This window comes from Actinomadura alba (genome assembly GCF_014323705.1).
In the GTDB taxonomy this organism is placed as follows: Bacteria; Actinomycetota; Actinomycetes; order Streptosporangiales; family Streptosporangiaceae; genus Actinomadura_C; species Actinomadura_C alba.
Window position 1 is genome coordinate 13,548 of record NZ_JABVEC010000032.1, and the last position, 17,982, is coordinate 31,529.

Below are 17,982 nucleotides of genomic sequence, written 5' to 3' on the forward strand. Positions count from 1 at the left end.
CCCGAACGACCCGCGAGATCACGGCGGAGAGACGAGGGAGAGGGCCGGTGGGCTATGCCTCTCCGAAGAGCCGGTCGAGCAGGGCCTTCTGCTCGATCTCGTGCTGCTTGATCGAGCCGACGGCGGGCGAGGAGTTCGCCCGCCGGGACACACGGGCGAGCTGACGACCGTCGAGATGCGGCGGCAGCGCGAGGGCCATGAACGGCCACGCCCCCATGTTCTTCGGCTCGTCCTGAACCCAGACGATCTCGGCGTCGGAGGGGTACTTCGCCAGCTCCGCCTTGATCTCATCGATCGGCAGCGGGTAGAGGCGCTCGACCCGGACGACCGCGGTGTCGGACCGTCCGGAGGCCATCGCCTTCTCGCGGGCCGCCATCACGTCGTAGTAGATCTTGCCGCAGGTGAGCAGGACCCGCTTGACGCCCGAGGACTCGATCGACGCGTCGTCCGGGATCACCGGCTGGAACACGCCCGTGGTGAAAGCCGACGTCGGCGACGTCGCGCCCTTGTGCCTGAGCAGCGACTTCGGCGTGAAAACGATCAGCGGCTTGTGGCGCCCGGACCGCACCTGCCAGCGCAGCAGATGGAAGTAGTTCGCCGGGTTGGTCGGGTAGACCACCGTCATGTTGTCCAGGGCGCACAGCTGCAGGAAGCGCTCGATGCGCGCCGAGGAGTGGTCGGGCCCCTGACCCTCGTAGCCGTGCGGCAGCAGTAGCACGACCGACGAGCGCTGCCCCCACTTCTGCTCGCCCGACGAGATGAACTCGTCGAGGATCGACTGGGCGCCGTTGACGAAGTCGCCGAACTGCGCCTCCCAGGCCACCAGGGCGTCCGGCCGCACCAGCGAGTAGCCGTACTCGAAGCCCACGGACGCGAACTCCGACAGCAGCGAGTCGTGCACGTAGAACTTCGAGGTGCCCTGGCCGAACTGCTTGAGCGGGGTGTACTCCTCGCCGGTCTTGCGGTCGACGAGCACCGCGTGCCGCTGACCGAACGTGCCCCGGCGGCTGTCCTGGCCGACCAGCCGGACGGGGTGGTTGTCGATCAGCAGAGAGCCGAACGCGAGCAGCTCGCCGGTCGCCCAGTCGATCGCGTCGTCCTCGATCATCTGTGCGCGGCGGCCCAGCACCGGCTGCAGCCGCGGATGCGGGGTGAAGCCCTGGGGCAGGTTCAGCTGGGACTCGACGACCCGCTTGACCGTCTCCTGCGAGATCGCGCTGTCGACCGACGCGTGGTCGACGGGAATCCGCTCCTCGGCCTCGGGCTTGACCACCGAACCGGGCTCGGCGGGACGCTTGAGCGCCTCGCGGGTCTCGGTGAAGGCCCGCTCCAGCTGTTCCTGGTAGTCGCGCAGCGCCTGCTCGGCCTCTTCGACGGTGATGTCGCCACGGCCGATCAGCGCCTCGGTGTAGAGCTTGCGCACCGAGCGCTTGGCGTCGATCAGGTCGTACATGAGCGGCTGGGTGAACGAGGGGTTGTCGGCCTCGTTGTGACCGCGTCGCCGGTAGCAGACCAGGTCGATGACGACGTCCTTCTTGAACGCCTGCCGGTACTCGAAGGCCAGCTGGGCGACCCGGAAGCACTGCTCAGGGTCGTCGCCGTTGACGTGGAAGATCGGCGCCTGGATCATCCGCGCCACGTCGGTGCAGTAGACGCTCGAGCGTGAGTACTCCGGCGCGGTGGTGAAGCCGACCTGGTTGTTGACCACGATGTGCACGGTGCCGCCGGTGCGGTAGCCGCGCAGCTGCGACAGGTTGAGGGTCTCGGCGACGACGCCCTGGCCCGCGAACGCCGCGTCGCCGTGGAGCAGGACCGGGAGGACGGTGAAGCCGCCCTCACCGACGTCCAGGATGTCCTGCTTGGCGCGGGCGACGCCCTCGGCGACCGGGTTGACGGCCTCGAGGTGCGAGGGGTTGGCCACGAGCGAAGTGCGGATCTTGGCCCCGTCGGGGCCGACGAAGTCGCCCCCGGCGCCCAGGTGGTACTTCACGTCGCCGGAGCCCTGGGCGCTGCGCGGGTCGAGGTTGCCCTCGAACTCGCCGAAGATCTGCCCGTAGGACTTGCCGACGATGTTGGCCAGCACGTTGAGCCGGCCGCGGTGCGCCATGCCGATGACGACCTCGTCGAGGTGCCATTCGGCGGCGGCCGTGATGACCGAGTCGAGCAGCGGGATCAGCGACTCGCCGCCCTCGAGCGAGAAGCGCTTCTGCCCGACGAACTTGGTCTGCAGGAACGTCTCGAACGCCTCGGCGCTGTTGAGCCGGCGCAGGATGTGCAGCTGCTCCTCGCGCGAGGGCTTGTCGTGCGGCACCTCGACCCGGTCCTGGATCCAGGCCCGCTCTTCGGGGTCCTGGATGTGCATGTACTCGATGCCCACGGTGCGGCAGTAGGAGTTGCGGAGCACGCCGAGGATGTCGCGCAGCTTCATGGTGGGCTTGCCGCCGAAGCCGCCGGTGGCGAACTCGCGCTCGAGGTCCCACAGCGTCAGCCCGTGCTGGAGGATGTCCAGGTCGGGGTGGCGGCGCTGGTTGTACTCCAGCGGGTCGGTGTCGGCCATGAGGTGGCCGCGCACCCGGTAGGCGTGGATCAGCTCGTGCACGCGCGCGATCTTGGCGACGTCGTCCTCGTGCGTGGCGCTGATGTCGGGCACCCACCGTACGGGCTCGTACGGGATCCGCAGCGCTTCGAAGATCTCGTCGTAGAAGCCCTCTTCGCCGAGGAGCAGCTGGTGGACCCGGCGCAGGAAGTCACCCGACTGGGCGCCCTGGATGATCCGGTGGTCGTACGTCGACGTCAGCGTCATGATCTTGCTGATCGCGAGCCGGGACAGGGTGTCCGGTGAGGCGCCCGCGTACTCGGCGGGGTACTCCATCGCGCCCACGCCGATGATGCAGCCCTGACCCGGCATCAGGCGGGGCACGGAGTGCACCGTGCCGATCGTGCCCGGGTTGGTCAGGCTGATCGTGGTGCCCTGGTAGTCCTCGATGGCCAGCTTGTTGTTGCGCGCCTTGCGGACGACCTCTTCGTAGGCCGCCCAGAACTGGCGGAAGTCGAGGGTCTCGGCGGCCTTGATGTTCGGCACCACGAGCTGGCGCTGGCCATCGTCCTTCTTCAGGTCGATCGCCAGGCCGAGGTTGATGTGCTCGGGCTTGGCCAGGACCGGCTTGCCGTCGACCTCGGCGTAGCTGTTGTTCATCTCCGGCATCGCCTTGAGCGCCTGCACGATGGCGTAGCCGATGAGATGGGTGAAGGAGATCTTGCCGCCGCGACCGCGCTTGAGGTGGTTGTTCGCCACGATGCGGTTGTCGATCAGCAGCTTGGCGGGGACCGCGCGCACGCTGGTGGCGGTCGGCACCTCCAGGCTCGCCTCCATGTTGGTGACCGTCCGGGCGGCCACACCCCTCAGGCGTATCTGTTCGGCACCGGTGGGCACCTGTGGCGCCGGGGTGGCCGGCTTCGCGGGCGCCTTCTCGGCGGGCTTCGCGGGCGCCTTCGCGGCGGCCTTGTCCGGTGCCTGCTTCGCGCCCTCGGCGGGACCGGGGAGACCGGGGGGAGCGGCCGGTGCGGCCGGCTCGGCCGGTGGCGCGGCCGACGGTTCGGCGGCGGCATCGAGAGTGGCCTTCAGGGCCGGACGTGAGTCCGGCTGGTAGTCGGCGAAGAAGTTCCACCAGGCTCGGTCGACCGAATTCGGGTCTTCCAAATACTTCTGGTAGAGCTCGTCCACCAGCCACTCGTTGGGGCCGAAATCGGCCTTGCTCAGGTCGGCAGGGGTGCGCGACGACTCGGTCGACACGGCGGAGATCGCCCTCTTCCGCAGCTCGCAGGTGGGTTCTGAAATCGACTCAAGGCTACTCGCCTGCGGGAGGCGCCGAGGCATGCCCTCGGTCACACCTCCGCACAACCCCGATTATCAATGATCTTCGTGCGCGTCGCGTCCGGTTCGCGTGGATCAGGGGCCGGCGGGGCCGCGGCGTCCCTCGTCTCGCCGTGCGTTCCGCTCCCGTCCGCGACCGGTCCGCCGCCCGCGGATAGGCTGCCCGCAGTGCCTGTGCTCTTCGGCGGGGGGCGGATCGGTAATGCTCGAGACCTTCAATGACCTGGTGCGGGGGCTGCCCTCGCCGTTGATCTATGGCGTCGTCGCGGCGCTCGTGTTCGCCGAGGCGGCGCTCTTCTTCGGATTCGTCTTCCCCGGGGAAACCGCGATCATCGTCGGTGGCGTGCTGGCCAGCCAGGGGCGGCTCTCGGTTCCGCTGCTATTGATCATCGTGGTGGTCTCGGCGATCGTCGGCGACTCGGTGGGCTATGAGATCGGCCGTAAGTACGGGACTCGGGTGCTGAACACCCGTCCCATGCGAAGGCATCGCTCGAAGGTCGACAAGGCACAGGCGCTGATCCGCAGGAGAGGCGCCTTCGCCGTCTTCATCGGCCGATTCACTGCCCTGCTGCGGGCGCTGATGCCGGCCCTCGCCGGCAGTGCCCGGCTGCCGTACCGGAGATTCCTGCTCTTCAACGCCATCGGCGGCATCGTGTGGGGTGTCGGGTTCACCCTCGGGGGCTTCTTCCTCGGCACCGCCTTCGAGCACACCGCGCAGCTGCTGGGCAGGGGGCTGGCCGGCGCGGCGGCGGTGCTGGTCGTCGCCGCCGCGGTGGTCTGGTCCGTGCGCAGGCACCGCAGAGAGGCGACGGGCGAGCGGGCCGCGGCCAAGATCCTCGATGCGGCGTCCGACGAGGTCGGCGGTGTCGGTGGTGTTCGCGGTCCCAGCGGCGCCACGAGCCCCGCGAACCGCGCGACGGGCATCGTCGAGGACGCGCCGGGGGAGGCCGGCTGACCCCGCCGAGGGCGGTGTGATCTCACGGCCGCGGGCGCCGGCCCCGCCACCTCCGTGATCCGCGCCGAAGGATCGCCGGCGCGCGCCGTCAGGAACGGGCCGCGTCAGGAACGGGCCGCGCGGCCGGTGAGGAGCGGCAGATCGAGGAACGTGCGGATGCCGGCCGGCGCACCGCACACGGCGGGGACGGCGTTCAACGCGAACGCGGCGGCGGCCGTGATGCCGTTGGAGACCCAGTCCTCCTCGGCGGTCAGCGTGATCGAGGGCCGCCCGTGCACGCGCACGGCATAGCCCGGCCGCTCCCAGGCGGTGACCCGGCGCGCATCGGACTTGTGCACGCACTCGATGGTCACCACCGGGCGGCCCCTCACCACCCCGGAGAAGGTCCAGCGGCCGGCGGCGACGGTACCCCGCGGAATCGGCACGGCCTGGATCTCGAAGTCCTCGTCGGCGAGCAGGTACTCATGGCTGACGTCGACCTGGTCGAGCGTGACGCCGAGGCCCGCGCCGACCAGCTGAAGGCTCTCGGTGAACAGGTCGCGCATGGCGGCCCGGTAGGTCGGCAGGGCCTCGAGGTAGGCCTCCTCGGTCTTCCCGAGCCCGCCCATCTCATGGATGAGCAGGCGGGACGGGTGGCCGGAGAAGTCGGCGCATTCGCGCACGTAGACATGATCGACGCGCTGGCAGACACCGGACAGCACGAGCGGCAGCACCTCGGTCGTGAACCCGGGGTTGACGCCCGTGCCGAGCACCGATGTCTCACCCGCCTTGCAGGCGTGTTCCAGCTCGGCGGTGAACTCCGGGCCGCGAGCGTATGGGTACAGCATCCCGGCCAGGCTGACGACGTTCTTCCCCGAGGCCAGCAGCTCGCAGACCGTGTGCAGGTCCTTGCGGGGATCCCCGCCGATGGACTGCGCGATGAGCGGCGCGTAGATCACGCAGTCGGCGTCGAGCGCGAGGATCCCGTTCGGATCGTCGGTGGCGATCACATCGGTCGGCGGCCTGCCCACCAGCGTCCCGGCGTCGACGCCGACCTTCGCCGGGTCGAAGACGCGCACTCCCGCGAGCTCGAACTCGGGACGCTCGATGACCCCCCGGATCACGCTGCGCCCGACGGCTCCAGTGGCCCACTGGACAACGCGGTACCGCGGCGCTGTCCCGTCGGCGGCCTCGACCGCTGAGCGCATGGTGATCTTCCTCCGTGCGGCATCCACGATGGTGATGGACGTTACCGCCCTGCCTCCCGGTTATCGGCGAAATCACGGCATCTGACTTTTTCCGCTCACGAGAGCCGGTACCGAGTGAGATTCGGTTAGGTGGTACCACTGGGTGATCCCACGTGGTTAACGTGGGCGTTGCCTGACATCCACCCGGCGCCGACGATGAGGAGACACGGTATGACGGAACTTCGGTTCGACGAGCGGGTGGCGGTCGTCACCGGCGCCGGGCACGGGCTCGGCCGGCAGCACGCGCTGGAACTCGCCGCGCGGGGCGCGAAGGTCGTCGTGAACGATCTCGGTGGCGACGTGCACGGCGGCGGCGCTTCGAGCGGCCCGGCACAGGAGGTCGTCGACGAGATCACCAAGAACGGCGGGCAGGCGGTCGCCGACGCCGGGAACGTCGCGACCGAAGAGGGCGCCCAGGGGATCGTGCAGAGCGCCCTCGACGCCTTCGGCAAGGTCGACATCGTCGTCAACAACGCCGGGATCCTGCGCGACAGGTCGGTCAAGAACATGAGCGCCGCGGAGTTCGACGCGGTCATCGCCGTGCACCTGCGCGGTTCGTTCCTCGTCGCGAGGGCCGCCTGGTCGCACCTGCGCGACCAGGGGTACGGCCGCGTGGTCAACACGTCGTCGCCGTCCGGCCTGTTCGGTAACTTCGGCCAGGCCAACTACTCGGCCGCCAAGATGGGGCTGGTCGGTCTCACCAAGACGCTGGCGCTCGAAGGGGCCAAGTACGGCGTCAAGGTCAACGCGATCGCGCCCGTCGCCTACACCCGGATGACCGAGGACCTGTTCCCGCCCGAGTTCGCCGGCAAGCTGGGTGTCGAGCTCGTCACGCCGCTGGTGGCCTGGCTGGCGCACGAGAGCGTCGACGTGACCGGCGAGACCTACTCCGTCGGGGGCGGCCGCATCGCGCGGGTCTTCGTCGCCGAGGGCCCTGGCTTCGCCAAGAAGGACGGTCTCACCATCGAGGACGTACGCGACAACTGGCAGCAGATCAACGCGGAGACCCCGTACATCGTCCCGAAGAACATCGGGGAGCAGACGTCCGCGACGTTCGAGGCGCTGAAATAGCCGACGGTCCGGTTGCAGATCCGACTTCGGGCCGGCGGCGGCCCGGCAGGGCCGGCGACGGCCCGTCCCTGGGAGGGAAATGGCGGAGCTCATCGTCGAGCGGCGCGCCGGCGTGGCCGTGCTCACGCTGGCCCGGCCGAAGCGGCTCAACGCGGTCACGCCCGGCCTCGTCGAAGAGCTGCACACGGCCCTCGACGCGCTGACGGCCGACACCGCCACCCGGATCGTGATCCTCACCGGGCAGGGGCGTGCCTTCTGCGCGGGGATGGACATCAAGGGCGGCGATCCGGGACGGGAGGCCGCCCGGCCACCGGACGGCACGACGGCGGTCGGCGAGATGCCGGAGACCGAGCCGGAGACGCAGCCGGGGACCGAGCCGGAGGGCAGGACGCAGCAGATCTACCGCGGCATCGCGCGTGGCGGGGAGGTCGTGGCGAGGCTGCGGGAGATCCCGCAGCCCGTGATCGCGGCATTGCACGGGCCGGTCGTGGGCATGGGCATCTCGCTGGCCTTGGCCTGCGACCTCCGCGTCGCCGATCCGTCGACCCGGTTCGTCGCGCCGTTCCTGAACATCGGCCTGTCCGGCGGGGACGTCGGGCTGTCGTGGCTGCTGCCCCGCGTCGTCGGACCGGGCCGGGCGGCCGAGATCCTCTACCGCGCTCAGACGCTCTCCGCGTCCCGGGCGTACGAGCTCGGCATGCTGACCGAGGTGACCGGCGAGAACGGCGACCTGGCGGCCGCCCTGAAACTCGCCGACGAGTTGCTGGCCAAGTCGCCGTACGGGCTGCGGCACACCAAGGAACTGCTCAACCTGTCGCTGGACGGTCCGACGCTGCGCCAGCACCTCGCCGTGGAGAGCCGGACCCAGACGATGGCCTTCTTCACCGAGGACCTCGCCGAGGGAACGGCCGCCGCGGTGGAGAAGCGGACTCCGCGGTTCCGCGACCGCTGACCGCCACCGCCCTCGGCCGGTTCGCGGCGGCCCCGCAGCGAACCGGCGGTCCACACGCGACCCGCCGCGGTGCGGCGGCTCACTCCCGGGCGAGCCTCAGCAGCAGGTCCTTGACCTCCGTGGCCTGATAGCGCTCCCGGGCCGCCGACGGGTCGGAGCAGAGCAGCACCGGGCCGTCGGCGGGGTCGGCGGGCAGCAGCCCGTGGCTGCCGCGGACAGCGGAGCCGTTCAGCGCGACCACGCTCATCAGATAGCGCATGCCGAGTTTCTTGCGGGCGAGGGCCAGACCCGCCTTCAGTTTCACCGCAGGGTCGGCCGGATTCAGGAACAGCTCGGCGGGGTCGTACCCGGGCTTGCGGTGGATGTCCACGAGCCGGGCGAAGTCCGGCGCGCGGTCGTCGTCGAGCCAGTAGTAATACGCGAACCAGGCGTCGGGCTCGGCGAGCGCGACCAGGTCCCCGGACCGCTCGTGGTCGAGGCCCCGCTCGGCCTTGCCGCCGGAATCGAGGACCTCCGCCACGCCGTCCAGCCCGGCGAGGACCTCGCGCGTCCGGGGCAGGTCGGCGTCGTCGCGCACGTAGACGTGGGCGATCTGGTGGTCGGCGACCGCGAAGGCCCGCGACGTCCACGGATCGAGGTACTCCATCCCGTCCTGGGTGTGCACCTCGAGCAGGCCCGCGCGGCGCAGAGCCCGGTTGATCTCCACCGGACGGGACACGGAGGTGATGCCGTACTCCGACAGTGCCACCGTGGTCGCGCCCCGGCGCCGCGCGGCGGCCAGCAGCGGTCCGAGCAGGGCGTCCAGGTCGGCCGCCGCCTGAGCCGCGCGCGGGTCGTCCGGCCCCCATCGCTGCAGGTCGTAGTCGAGATGCGGAAGGTAGACCAGGGTCAGGTCGGGGCTCTCCTCGGTGATCAGCAGTTCGGCCGCCGCGCAGATCCAGCGCGAGGAGGGCAGGCCCGCTGTGGGTCCCCAGTAGGTGAACAGGGGGAAGGTGCCGAGCCGGTCGGTGAGCCGGTCATGCAGCGACGGCGGCCAGGTGTAGCAGTCCGGTTCCTTGCGGCCGTCGGCGTAGTAGACCGGTCGCGGAGTGACCGTCCAGTCGGTGGCGGCGCCCATGGCGTACCACCAGCAGACGTTGGCGACCGTGTAGCCGGGACGCTCGCGGCGCAGCGCGTCCCACACCTTCTCGCCCTGGACGAGCGCGTTGTGCTGGCGCCACAGCAGGACCTCGCCGAGGTCGCGGAAGTACCAGCCGTTGCCCACCACGCCGTGCTCGCGCGGCAGCGTCCCGGTGAGGAAGGTGGACTGCACCGTGCAGGTGACGGCGGGCAGCACGGTGCCGAGTTCGGCCTGGAACCCGTCGGCGGCCAGCTTGGACAGGTTGGGCATGTGGGGGAGCAGCCGGGGGGTGAGGCCGACGACATCGAGCACGACCAGGGGCGTCATGAGATCTCCTCTTCGAGGCCGAGCTTCAGGAGCTCGTCGCGGGTCCAGTCCAGCTCGGCGGCGATCCCCCGGATCAGCCGCTCATCGGCGGTCATGGCCGGCGGTTCACCCGGGCGCCCGGCGGCGACCGCGTCGTCCGGGAGCACCGACCAGGTGTAGGTCTCGACCTCGACGTGGTCGGTCCGGGCGGCCGGCCCGGCCAGCAGCGCGCGCAGGGTCCCGGTCAGCTCCGCGCGGGTTCCGGTCAGCGGGCCGGGCGGGTCGGCGTGCAGCGGCAGGTGGAAGTGCACCCGCCACGGCGTGTCACCCGGCAGCCGTCCTCGGCCGTCGAGGGCGCCCGGCAGGTCGTCGGCGCCGCGCAACTCGCCCGCCACCAGGGCCCGCGTCTGGTGCAGGTAACGCGGTTCGGCGAACGCCGCGAGGGCGTCGTGCGACGCACCGGGCCGGGCGGCGTGCAGGGCCACCGAGGCCTGCGTCTTGACGACCGGCAGGCCGGCCGAGCCGAGCCGGGCCAGTGCCGCGTCGGGGTCCTCGAACGCCACGGCCAGGTGGCAGGCGTCGAGGCAGATGCCCACCCGGTCGGTGTCGAGGCCGGACAGGTGCGCCACCGCGTCGGCGGTGGTCTCCACGACGCACCCGGGCTCGGGCTCCAGGCCGGCCCGGACGGTCCGCCCGGTCTCGGCCGCCAACCGGGCCAGGCCCTCGGCGAGCGCGTCCAGGTTGCGCCGGGCGGCGTCGGCCTTGCCCGCGTCCCACCAGGGCAGCCAGCCGAGCGGAAGGGTCGACACGCTCCCCCGCGCCACGTCGGCCGGCAGCAGTTCGGTGAGCACGCGGGCGAGGTCGAGCGTGTAGGAGAGCCGGGCCGGGTCGGCCCAGTCCGGCAGGTACACGTCCGTCTTCACCACCTCGTGGCCGAACCCCTCGTACGGAAAGCCGTTGAGCGTCACCACCTCGAGGCCGCCGGCCGCCAGCGCCGCGCGCAGCGGCCGGACCGCCCCGGGGTCGGCGGCGAGCCCGGCCGCGACCGGCCGGGGCAGCCACAACCCGACCGACAGGCGTGGTACGCCCAGCCGCTCCCTGACCGGCACCGCGAAGCGTTCCAGCCGGTCGAGGATGCCGGGCAGGTCGTCGGCGGGATGCACGTTGGCGCAGTAGGCGAGATGGACGGTGCTCCCGTCGGGATGCCGCAGTCGCACGCCGCCCCCTCAGGCCCGGCCGCCGCGCAAGACCGAGTTCCCGGCGAACAGCGCGCCGGAGTCGGTCGGCTCGCCGGGTACGTCCAGCACCAGGCGGCCGCTCTGGCCGTAGAACGCCACCGGGTTGTGCCACAGCACCTGGTCGACGTCGGCGTCGGTGAACCCGCCCGCCAGCATGGCCTCGCCGGTCCGCCTGGTCTTCAGCGGATCGCTGCGGCCCCAGTCGGCCGCGGAGTTGACCAGCATCCGCTCGGTGCCGTGCTCACGCAGGATCGCGACCATGCGGTCCTCGTCCATCTTGGTGTCCGGATAGATGGAGAACCCCATCCAGCAGCCGCTGTCGGCGACCAGGCCGACGGTGACCTCGTTGAGATGGTCGATCACCACGCGCTCTGGCGCGATGCCCGACTCGCGCACCACGTCGAGCGAGCGGCGGGTGCCCGCGGCCTTGTCGCGGTGCGGGGTGTGGACGAGGACGGGCAGGTCGTGGTCGACGGCGAGGGCGAGCTGGTGGGCGAACACCTCGTCCTCCTCGGGGGTCATCGAGTCGTAACCCACCTCGCCCACCGCGACCACGCCGTCCTTCTCCAGATAGCGCGGCAGCAGCTCGAGGACCGGGCGGCAGCGCGGGTCGCCGGCCTCCTTCGGATTGAGCGCCATGGTGCAGTGGTGCCGGATTCCGAACTGGGCGGCGCGGAACGGCTCCCAGCCGACCAGGCCGTCGAAGTAGTCGACGAAGCTGCCCACCGAGGTGCGCGGTTGGCCGAGCCAGAACGCGGGCTCGACCAGCGCGCGCACTCCGGCGGCGTGCATCCGCTCGTAGTCGTCGGTGGTCCGCGATGACATGTGGATGTGCGGGTCGAAGATGCGCATCGGGCCTAGACCTTCTGGTCGGGGGATTCGGGGGATTCGGGGGACCGTGTGCCGGCGGTCGGCGGGTCGAGGAACCCGGCCACGTCGGGCGGCACGTCGCGGCCGGCGGCGGTCCGCTCGCGGGCGTAGTCGGCCATCATCCGGGCCAGCTCGGCGTCGGCGCGCCGGGCCAGACCGTCCACCACGGCCAGCGGAACGCCCACGAACACGCACTTGAGCACGGCCTGCCGCCAGGCGTGGTCGGCCAGCCGTGCTCCGCCGTACGGGCCGAGCGCCGCGGCGACCAGCCGGGTGTCGTTGGTGCGCAGCGCGTCGTGCACCAGCGGCAGCGCGCCGTCGCCGAGTTCGGCGTCGAGGACGGCGAGTGCGCGCAGCACACCGCGGCGCTCCGCCGCGTCGCCGTACCGGTAGAGGTCGGTCAGCCGGGCCGCGAGCGCGTCGCCCGTGCACGGCAGCTCCAGCAGCAGCACCACTCTGGCCGCGTCGTCGACGCTCCACCCGTCCCATCCGGTGCCCTCGGCTCTGAGCGGGCCGCGGCCGCATCTCCGGCCGACGGCCGGCAGCGCCGTCGCCGCCGCCTCGGGGGCGGCGGCGATCCGCTCGCGCGCCTCACTCAGCCACCCGGCCGCGCCGGGTGACAGGTGCGGCTCCAGCGCGGAGAGGAGCGCCTCGCGCGCTCCGTCGCGCGCCACCGTCTGGTCGTGTGTCATCTCGTCATGTGTCATCACGTCGCCGGGGCGGGGGCCGCCCCTGCCTCCCTTCGGCGTTCTCTTCCGCGTTCCCTTCGGCGGCCTTGAGGAACTCGATCGACCGCTGGGCGATCGCGGGAGCCGCGTGACTGTGCCGGGGCAGTTCCACGGCCACCAGGCCGCCGTAGTCCACCTCGACGAGCGCGTCCAGTACCGGGGGGAAGTCGATCTCACCGGTCCCGAACTCCAGGTGTTCGTGCACGCCACGCCGCATGTCGTCGATCTGCACGCCCGCGAGCCGCGGACCGGCCCGCCGCACGCAGTCTTCGACCGGCCACGGCTCCAGGCAGCGGCAGTGCCCGATGTCGAGCATGATCCCGAAGTGGTCCGGGTCGCCCAGCAGGCCCGCGAGGCGCTCGAAGCGGTCGATGGTGTCGATGAACATGCCGGGTTCGGGCTCGAACGCCAGGATCACCCCTCTCCGGTCGGCCTCCCGCACCACCTCAGCGGTCCCGCGGACGAGCCGGTCCCAGAGCACCCCGTCCGGGGCGTGATCGCTCGCGGTCCCGCTCCAGAACGAGACCGCCTGAGCGCCGAGGTCGGCCGCGATGCGCACGGCCCGGATCAGCAGGTCGACGCGCGGCTCGGCGACCTCGGACACCAGCGTGGGCTGGTGCTTGTGCCAGGGATCGAGCAGGTAGCGGGCCCCCGTCTCGACCACCACGGACAGGTCGAGGGCCCCGAGCCGCGCCGCGACCTGCTCGACCGCCTTGGGCAGGTCGGCCGCGAACGGGTCGAGGTGCCGGACATCGAGGGTCAGCGCGACACCGTCGTACCCGAGACCGGCGATCACGGCGAGCGCGTCGTCGAGCCGGTGGTCGGCGAACCCGTTGGTGCCATAGCCGAAACGCAGGGTCATGTAGCCGACACCTTCCGGGCGAGTCGGCGGGCGAGGGGATGCACCGCCGCCAGGGCCAGCGCGGTGACCGGCCGTCCCCTCGCGGCGGTGAGCGAGGCCTGCAGCGGGATCAGGCCGAGGATGCCGGCGCCGACGGCTTGGCGAACGCGCTCGGCGTTCGGCCGCCGCGCCGCCGCAAGCTGCGCGCCGCCGACCGAGGTGACATAACGGCCGAGCAGCCCCGCCGCCGCCGCGGCGCCGCCATCGCGGCGTCCGGCGACGATCTCAGCGATCACGACGGGCATGGCGAGCCCGCCGATCGTGGCAGCCCGCCCGACCTGCCGGGGAGTGGCGCCGCTGACCTCGCTGCGGCTGAGCAGGGTGACGGCGTACGTGTGGGTGCCGACGGCGAGCGCGGCGGGCACCGCGGCGCGCGCCCGGCCGGTGCTCGCGCCGAGCATGACGTCGAGCCCCCGGCACGCGGCCATGGCGGCCGGCCCGGCGCGGGTCGACTTCAACCTGAGGTCATAACCCCAGATCGCGGCGGTCAGCGGAAGCGCGAACCGGAGCGCCCGCCGGCCGCCGCCGGCGGTGGCGAACGCGAGCCCGGCCCCGGTCAGCACGGAGGCGACGGCCAGTGCGGTGCCCGGCCGCACCCGTCCGGACGGGATCGGCCGTTCCGGTCGTTCGGCGGCGTCGACCTCCCGGTCGGCGAAGTCGTTGAGCGCCATGCCGGCCCAGTAGAGGCAGACGGCGGAGGACGCGATCGCCGCGGTCCGGGGGCTGTGCGGCACACCGGCCGCCGTCGCTCCGCACAGGATGTCGCCCGGTACCGACAGCGCCGCGGGGGCGCGCACCAGCTCGACCAGATCCCGCACGGTGTTCTTCCGCCCCGCCCGGCCGGGACGCTCCTCGGGCCCGCTCATGCGTACCCCCGGGTCGCGAAGGCGTGGAGCATGTCGTACTGCGCCGCCAGATCGTGCACGGGCGTTCCGATCGGGTCCTTGAAGAAGTAGGCCAGCTCGGGCAGCGGTCCCGCCCGGCCGGCGGCGTGCGCCGCCGCGACGAACCGCGCCAGGTCGAGTACGAGCGGAGCCGCGAGGGCCGAGTCATAGCCCTGCCAGGTGAACTGCAGGGTCATGCGGGCACCGAGGAAGCCCTGGAACGTCACGTGGTCCCACGCGGTCTTCTGCTCGCCGAGGTCGGCCACGTAGTCGATGTGGAGAGGCCCCTCGACGGGGTAACCGAGCGTCTCGTCGACCAGCCGGCGCTTGGACTCGAGCTTGCTCGCGGCCGTCGCCGGGTCGGCGAGGTTGGCGCCGTCACCGCCCCCGAGCAGGTTGGTCCCCGACCAGGAGCCCACGCGCAGGTGCCGGCCGGCGAACATGGGAGCGAGCGCCGCCTTGAGCAGGGTCTCGCCGGTCTTGCCGTCGCTTCCCGCGTACGGGACGGCGCGTACCCGAGCGAGCTCGGAGAGGGCCGGCAGCCGCGCTCCGACGGACGGTGTGAAGTCGACATGGCCACAGCCCGTGTCGAAGGCCGCGTAGGCGTAGCAGGCGCTCGCCGGCAACACCATCGTGCCGTGGGCGATCGCGCGGGTGAGGTCGTCGAGCGTGGCGTGCTCGGGCCGGGCGGGCGTGGGCGGCTCGGTGGACGCGACGTTCACGACGACCACCCGGTCCAGCCCATGCCGCTCGCGGAAGGCGGTGATGTCGGCGGAGAGCCGCCGCAGGGTCTCGGCGGGGTGCCGGGTCCGGCCGTCGGCGCCGCCGGTGACGATGTCGGCGTCGACGGCGGCCAGCTCGTCGGCCAGGCGCGCGGGCAGCCCGGCCGGGATCACGCCGGCCTGCGCGAGTCGTTCCGCCCGCTTGCCGAGCGGAATCCCGGAGAGGTCGTGACCGCCGAAGACGAGGTCGGCGAGGAGGGGCAGGTCGGCGGCCGGAAAGCCGGGCACGTCCGAGACCATGCCGATGCGGTCGGCGAGTCCCGCGCGGATCGCCAGCGCGCCCGTGATCGCGGTGGTCGCCACCGATCCACGGGCACCGGCCAGCCACACCCCAGTACGCCCCATCGCGGCAACTCCCATCGATCCGATCACGTGCAGGCGCCCCCCAGAATCCGCTGGAAATGACACTTTGTCTAGATACTGATAGAAGTTTGGTTGGTCCTGCTAAAACTCTTTTCAGCGTTCACAAAAGTGGTTACGTTCCGAGAACAAACACTGACCAGTATCGAACTCGGCGATCAAGACGGGTCTGACACGGAGGACGAACGTGACGCGGATGCCACTGCGTCCGGAGAACGCGCACCATGCGCGCTTGCTGCGGGTGCTGCGGGAAGGTCCCCGCTCGCGCGCCGAGCTCGGTGAGGTGGTCGACCTCTCCCGATCGACTCTGTCCGCCGAGGTGAACCGGCTGATCGAGCTCGGGCTCGTCGAGGCCGATGGTCTGGCCGCCTCGCGCGGGGGCCGCCGCTCCGGCATCGTCAAGCTCGCCTCGCGCCTGCGCTTCGTCGGCATCGACGTCGGCGCGACGTCCATCGACGTCGCGGTGACCGGCGGCGAACTGGAGATCCTCGGCTCCGTGGGCGAGCCGTTCGACGTACGCGAAGGACCGGCGGTGGTGCTCGAGAAGGCGATGTCACTGCTCGGCAAGCTCCGTGACCAGGGCCTCGCACCGGAGATCCACGGCGTGGGCATCGGGGTGCCGGGCCCGGTCAGCTTCCGCGCGGGCGTCCCGGTGATGCCGCCGATCATGCCGGGCTGGGACCGGTTCCCGGTCCGCGAGGAGCTGAGCCAGGAACTCGGCTGCCCGGTGATGCTCGACAACGACGTCAACATCATGGCGCTAGGTGAACTGCACTCGGGACCGGCCAAGTCGGTGGACGACTTCCTGCTGCTCAAGCTCGGCACCGGCATCGGCTGCGGCATCGTCGTGGACGGGACGATCTACCGGGGGGTCTCGGGCAGCGCCGGGGACATCGGGCACATCCGGGTCGACGACACCGGTCCGCCGTGCTCCTGCGGTAACACGGGCTGCCTGGAGGCGTTCTTCGGCGGCGCCGCCCTGGCCCGTGACGCCGAGGTCGCCGCGAGATCCGGCAGGTCGCCGTACCTTGCCCAGCGGCTCGCCGAGTCCGGGATGGTCACCGCCGCGGACGTCACGGCGGGCACGGCGGCGGGCGATCCGACGAGCGCGCAGCTCATCCGTGAGGGCGGTCACCGGGTCGGGCAGGTGCTGGCCGGCCTGGTCAGCTTCTTCAACCCGGGCCTGGTCATCATCGGGGGCGGGGTCGCGCAGATGGGCCATACACTGCTGTCGGAGATCCGCAGTGTCGTCTACCGCCGGTCTCTGCCGCTGGCCACCGGCAACATGCCGATCGTGCTCTCCGAACTGGGCGCCACATCAGGTGTCATCGGAGCCGCCCGGCTCATCAGCGACCACGTCTTCTCCGCCGAGTAGAGCCGGTTCTCCGCCGAGGTCCCGCAACGAGCCGCCCGCTTTGTCCTTACGCAGACTTAAGATCGGCGGGCCTGGTGCAAAGGTATTCTCATCTCGAGCGAAAGTGGATACCTTCACGCTAGAGGGGGCGGTGTGATGCGGATGACGTCTCGGCCGGAGAACAGGCACCAAGCGCGACTGCTCGGCCTGCTCCGCGACGACGGCCCGCGGTCACGTGCCGAACTCGGCGACGTCGTCAAGTTGTCGAGATCGAAGCTGGCCGTCGAACTCGACCGGCTGATCGATCTCGGCATGGTCGAAGCCGCCGGGCTGGCCGCCTCGCGTGGCGGTCGCCGTTCGGGGATCGTACGGTTGTCCTCGCGCCTGCGGTTCGTCGGGCTCGACATCGGCGCCACCTCGATCGACGTGGCCGTCACCAACGGTGAGTTGGAGATCCTCGGCCATATCGCCGAGCCGTGCGACGTGCGGCAGGGCCCGAACACCGTCCTCGATCGGGCGCTGGAACTCCTCGCCAAGCTCCGTGACCAGGGCCTCGCGCCGGAGATCCACGGGCTGGGCGTCGGCGTGCCCGGGCCGGTCAGCTTCCTCGAGGGCAGGCCGGTGGTGCCGCCCATCATGCCGGGCTGGGACCGGTTCCCCATCCGCGAGATCATCAGTCAGGAACTGGGCTGCCCTGTGCTCGTCGACAACGACGTCAACCTCATGGCCCTGGGCGAGCTGCACGCCGGGCTGGCAAAGTCCGTCGACGACTTCCTCCTCGTCAAGATAGGAACCGGCATCGGCTGCGGCATCGTCGTCGGTTCGGCGATCTACCGGGGGGTCTCCGGCTCCGCCGGCGACATCGGGCACATCCGCGTCGACGACAACGGGCCCACGTGCGCCTGTGGCAACCCGGGCTGCCTGGAGGCGTTCTTCGGCGGCGCGGCACTCGCCAGGGACGCGCTCGCCGCGGCGCGCGCCGGCGACTCGGTCATTCTGGCCGAGCGGTTCGCCTCGGCCGGAGAGCTCACGGCGGCCGACGTGGCCCAGGCCGCCCAGGCCGGAGACCCGGTCGCCGTCGAGTTGATCCGCGAGGGCGGGCGGCGGGTCGGCCAGGTGCTGGCCGGGCTGGTCAGCTTCTTCAATCCCGGTCTAGTGATCATCGCGGGAGAGGTGGCCGGGGGGTTCGGGCACACCCTGCTCGCCGAGATCCGCAGCGTCGTCTACCGCCGGTCGGCGCCGCTGGCGACGGGCAATCTGCCGATCGTGCTGTCCGAACTGGGAGACACCGCCGGGGTGATCGGGGCGACCCGGCTCATCAGCGATCAGGTCTTCTCCGCCGCCTGAATGGGGGCGGCACA

Annotated in this window: 14 protein-coding genes; 5 read left to right on the forward strand and 9 right to left on the reverse strand. The window is 71.4% G+C overall.

Features of this window, described 5'->3' with window-relative positions:
• Positions 1–52 precede the first annotated feature (52 nt).
• On the reverse strand, positions 53–3,793 hold the full coding sequence (locus HKK74_RS30595) for a multifunctional oxoglutarate decarboxylase/oxoglutarate dehydrogenase thiamine pyrophosphate-binding subunit/dihydrolipoyllysine-residue succinyltransferase subunit (RefSeq protein ID WP_312881946.1): 3,741 nt from the start codon (positions 3,791–3,793) through the stop codon (positions 53–55).
• A gap of 283 nt (positions 3,794–4,076) precedes the next feature.
• Between HKK74_RS30595 and HKK74_RS30600 the strand changes: the two genes are divergently transcribed.
• Positions 4,077–4,829, forward strand: a complete 753-nt coding sequence (locus tag HKK74_RS30600; protein ID WP_187246868.1) for a DedA family protein — start codon at positions 4,077–4,079, stop codon at positions 4,827–4,829.
• Positions 4,830–4,933: 104 nt separating this feature from the next.
• Here the strand turns inward: HKK74_RS30600 and HKK74_RS30605 are convergent, their stop codons facing one another.
• Positions 4,934–6,016, reverse strand: a complete 1,083-nt coding sequence (locus tag HKK74_RS30605) for an NAD(P)H-dependent amine dehydrogenase family protein (RefSeq protein ID WP_187246869.1) — start codon at positions 6,014–6,016, stop codon at positions 4,934–4,936.
• Between the two features lie 210 nt (positions 6,017–6,226).
• Here HKK74_RS30605 and HKK74_RS30610 point away from each other — a divergent pair, with 210 nt between their 5' ends.
• Together HKK74_RS30610 and HKK74_RS30615 are read left to right on the forward strand one after the other, a co-directional pair.
• Positions 6,227–7,126 (forward strand): SDR family oxidoreductase, encoded by a 900-nt coding sequence (locus HKK74_RS30610; RefSeq protein WP_187246870.1) that lies wholly within the window; start codon positions 6,227–6,229, stop codon positions 7,124–7,126.
• A 79-nt stretch (positions 7,127–7,205) separates the two neighbouring features.
• Positions 7,206–8,078, forward strand: coding sequence for an enoyl-CoA hydratase/isomerase family protein (locus tag HKK74_RS30615; RefSeq protein WP_187246871.1), 873 nt, complete (start codon positions 7,206–7,208; stop codon positions 8,076–8,078).
• Positions 8,079–8,157: 79 nt separating this feature from the next.
• On the opposite strand, the gene HKK74_RS30620 is transcribed toward HKK74_RS30615, so the two are convergent.
• The 7 genes from HKK74_RS30620 to HKK74_RS30650 are packed head-to-tail and all read right to left on the reverse strand — an operon-like array spanning position 8,158 to position 15,252.
• Positions 8,158–9,525, reverse strand: a complete 1,368-nt coding sequence (locus tag HKK74_RS30620) for an alkaline phosphatase family protein (protein ID WP_187246872.1) — start codon at positions 9,523–9,525, stop codon at positions 8,158–8,160.
• Positions 9,522–10,721 carry a metabolite traffic protein EboE gene (gene eboE, locus HKK74_RS30625; RefSeq protein ID WP_187246873.1) on the reverse strand — a complete coding sequence of 400 codons (1,200 nt, stop codon included), beginning with the start codon at positions 10,719–10,721 and terminating at the stop codon, positions 9,522–9,524. The genes HKK74_RS30620 and eboE overlap by 4 nt, the downstream gene beginning before the upstream one ends.
• Before the next feature lie 9 nt (positions 10,722–10,730).
• On the reverse strand, positions 10,731–11,594 hold the full coding sequence (locus HKK74_RS30630; protein ID WP_187246874.1) for a TatD family hydrolase: 864 nt from the start codon (positions 11,592–11,594) through the stop codon (positions 10,731–10,733).
• 5 nt (positions 11,595–11,599) lie between these two features.
• On the reverse strand, positions 11,600–12,304 hold the full coding sequence (locus tag HKK74_RS30635) for an EboA domain-containing protein (protein WP_187246875.1): 705 nt from the start codon (positions 12,302–12,304) through the stop codon (positions 11,600–11,602).
• 4 nt (positions 12,305–12,308) lie between these two features.
• Positions 12,309–13,202 carry a sugar phosphate isomerase/epimerase family protein gene (locus tag HKK74_RS30640; RefSeq protein ID WP_187246876.1) on the reverse strand — a complete coding sequence of 298 codons (894 nt, stop codon included), beginning with the start codon at positions 13,200–13,202 and terminating at the stop codon, positions 12,309–12,311.
• Positions 13,199–14,107 (reverse strand): SCO3242 family prenyltransferase, encoded by a 909-nt coding sequence (locus HKK74_RS30645; RefSeq protein WP_187246877.1) that lies wholly within the window; start codon positions 14,105–14,107, stop codon positions 13,199–13,201. The genes HKK74_RS30640 and HKK74_RS30645 overlap by 4 nt, the downstream gene beginning before the upstream one ends.
• Positions 14,104–15,252 (reverse strand): inositol-3-phosphate synthase, encoded by a 1,149-nt coding sequence (locus HKK74_RS30650; RefSeq protein WP_187246878.1) that lies wholly within the window; start codon positions 15,250–15,252, stop codon positions 14,104–14,106. Before HKK74_RS30650 ends, HKK74_RS30645 begins: the two co-directional genes overlap by 4 nt.
• Positions 15,253–15,463: 211 nt before the next feature.
• Here HKK74_RS30650 and HKK74_RS30655 point away from each other — a divergent pair, with 211 nt between their 5' ends.
• Together HKK74_RS30655 and HKK74_RS30660 are read left to right on the forward strand one after the other, a co-directional pair.
• The gene (locus HKK74_RS30655; protein WP_187246917.1) at positions 15,464–16,642 is read left to right on the forward strand and encodes an ROK family protein; all 1,179 of its coding nucleotides are present in this window, start codon (positions 15,464–15,466) and stop codon (positions 16,640–16,642) included.
• A gap of 135 nt (positions 16,643–16,777) precedes the next feature.
• Positions 16,778–17,968 carry an ROK family transcriptional regulator gene (locus tag HKK74_RS30660; RefSeq protein WP_222722929.1) on the forward strand — a complete coding sequence of 397 codons (1,191 nt, stop codon included), beginning with the start codon at positions 16,778–16,780 and terminating at the stop codon, positions 17,966–17,968.
• The last annotated feature ends 14 nt before the right edge of the window (positions 17,969–17,982 follow it).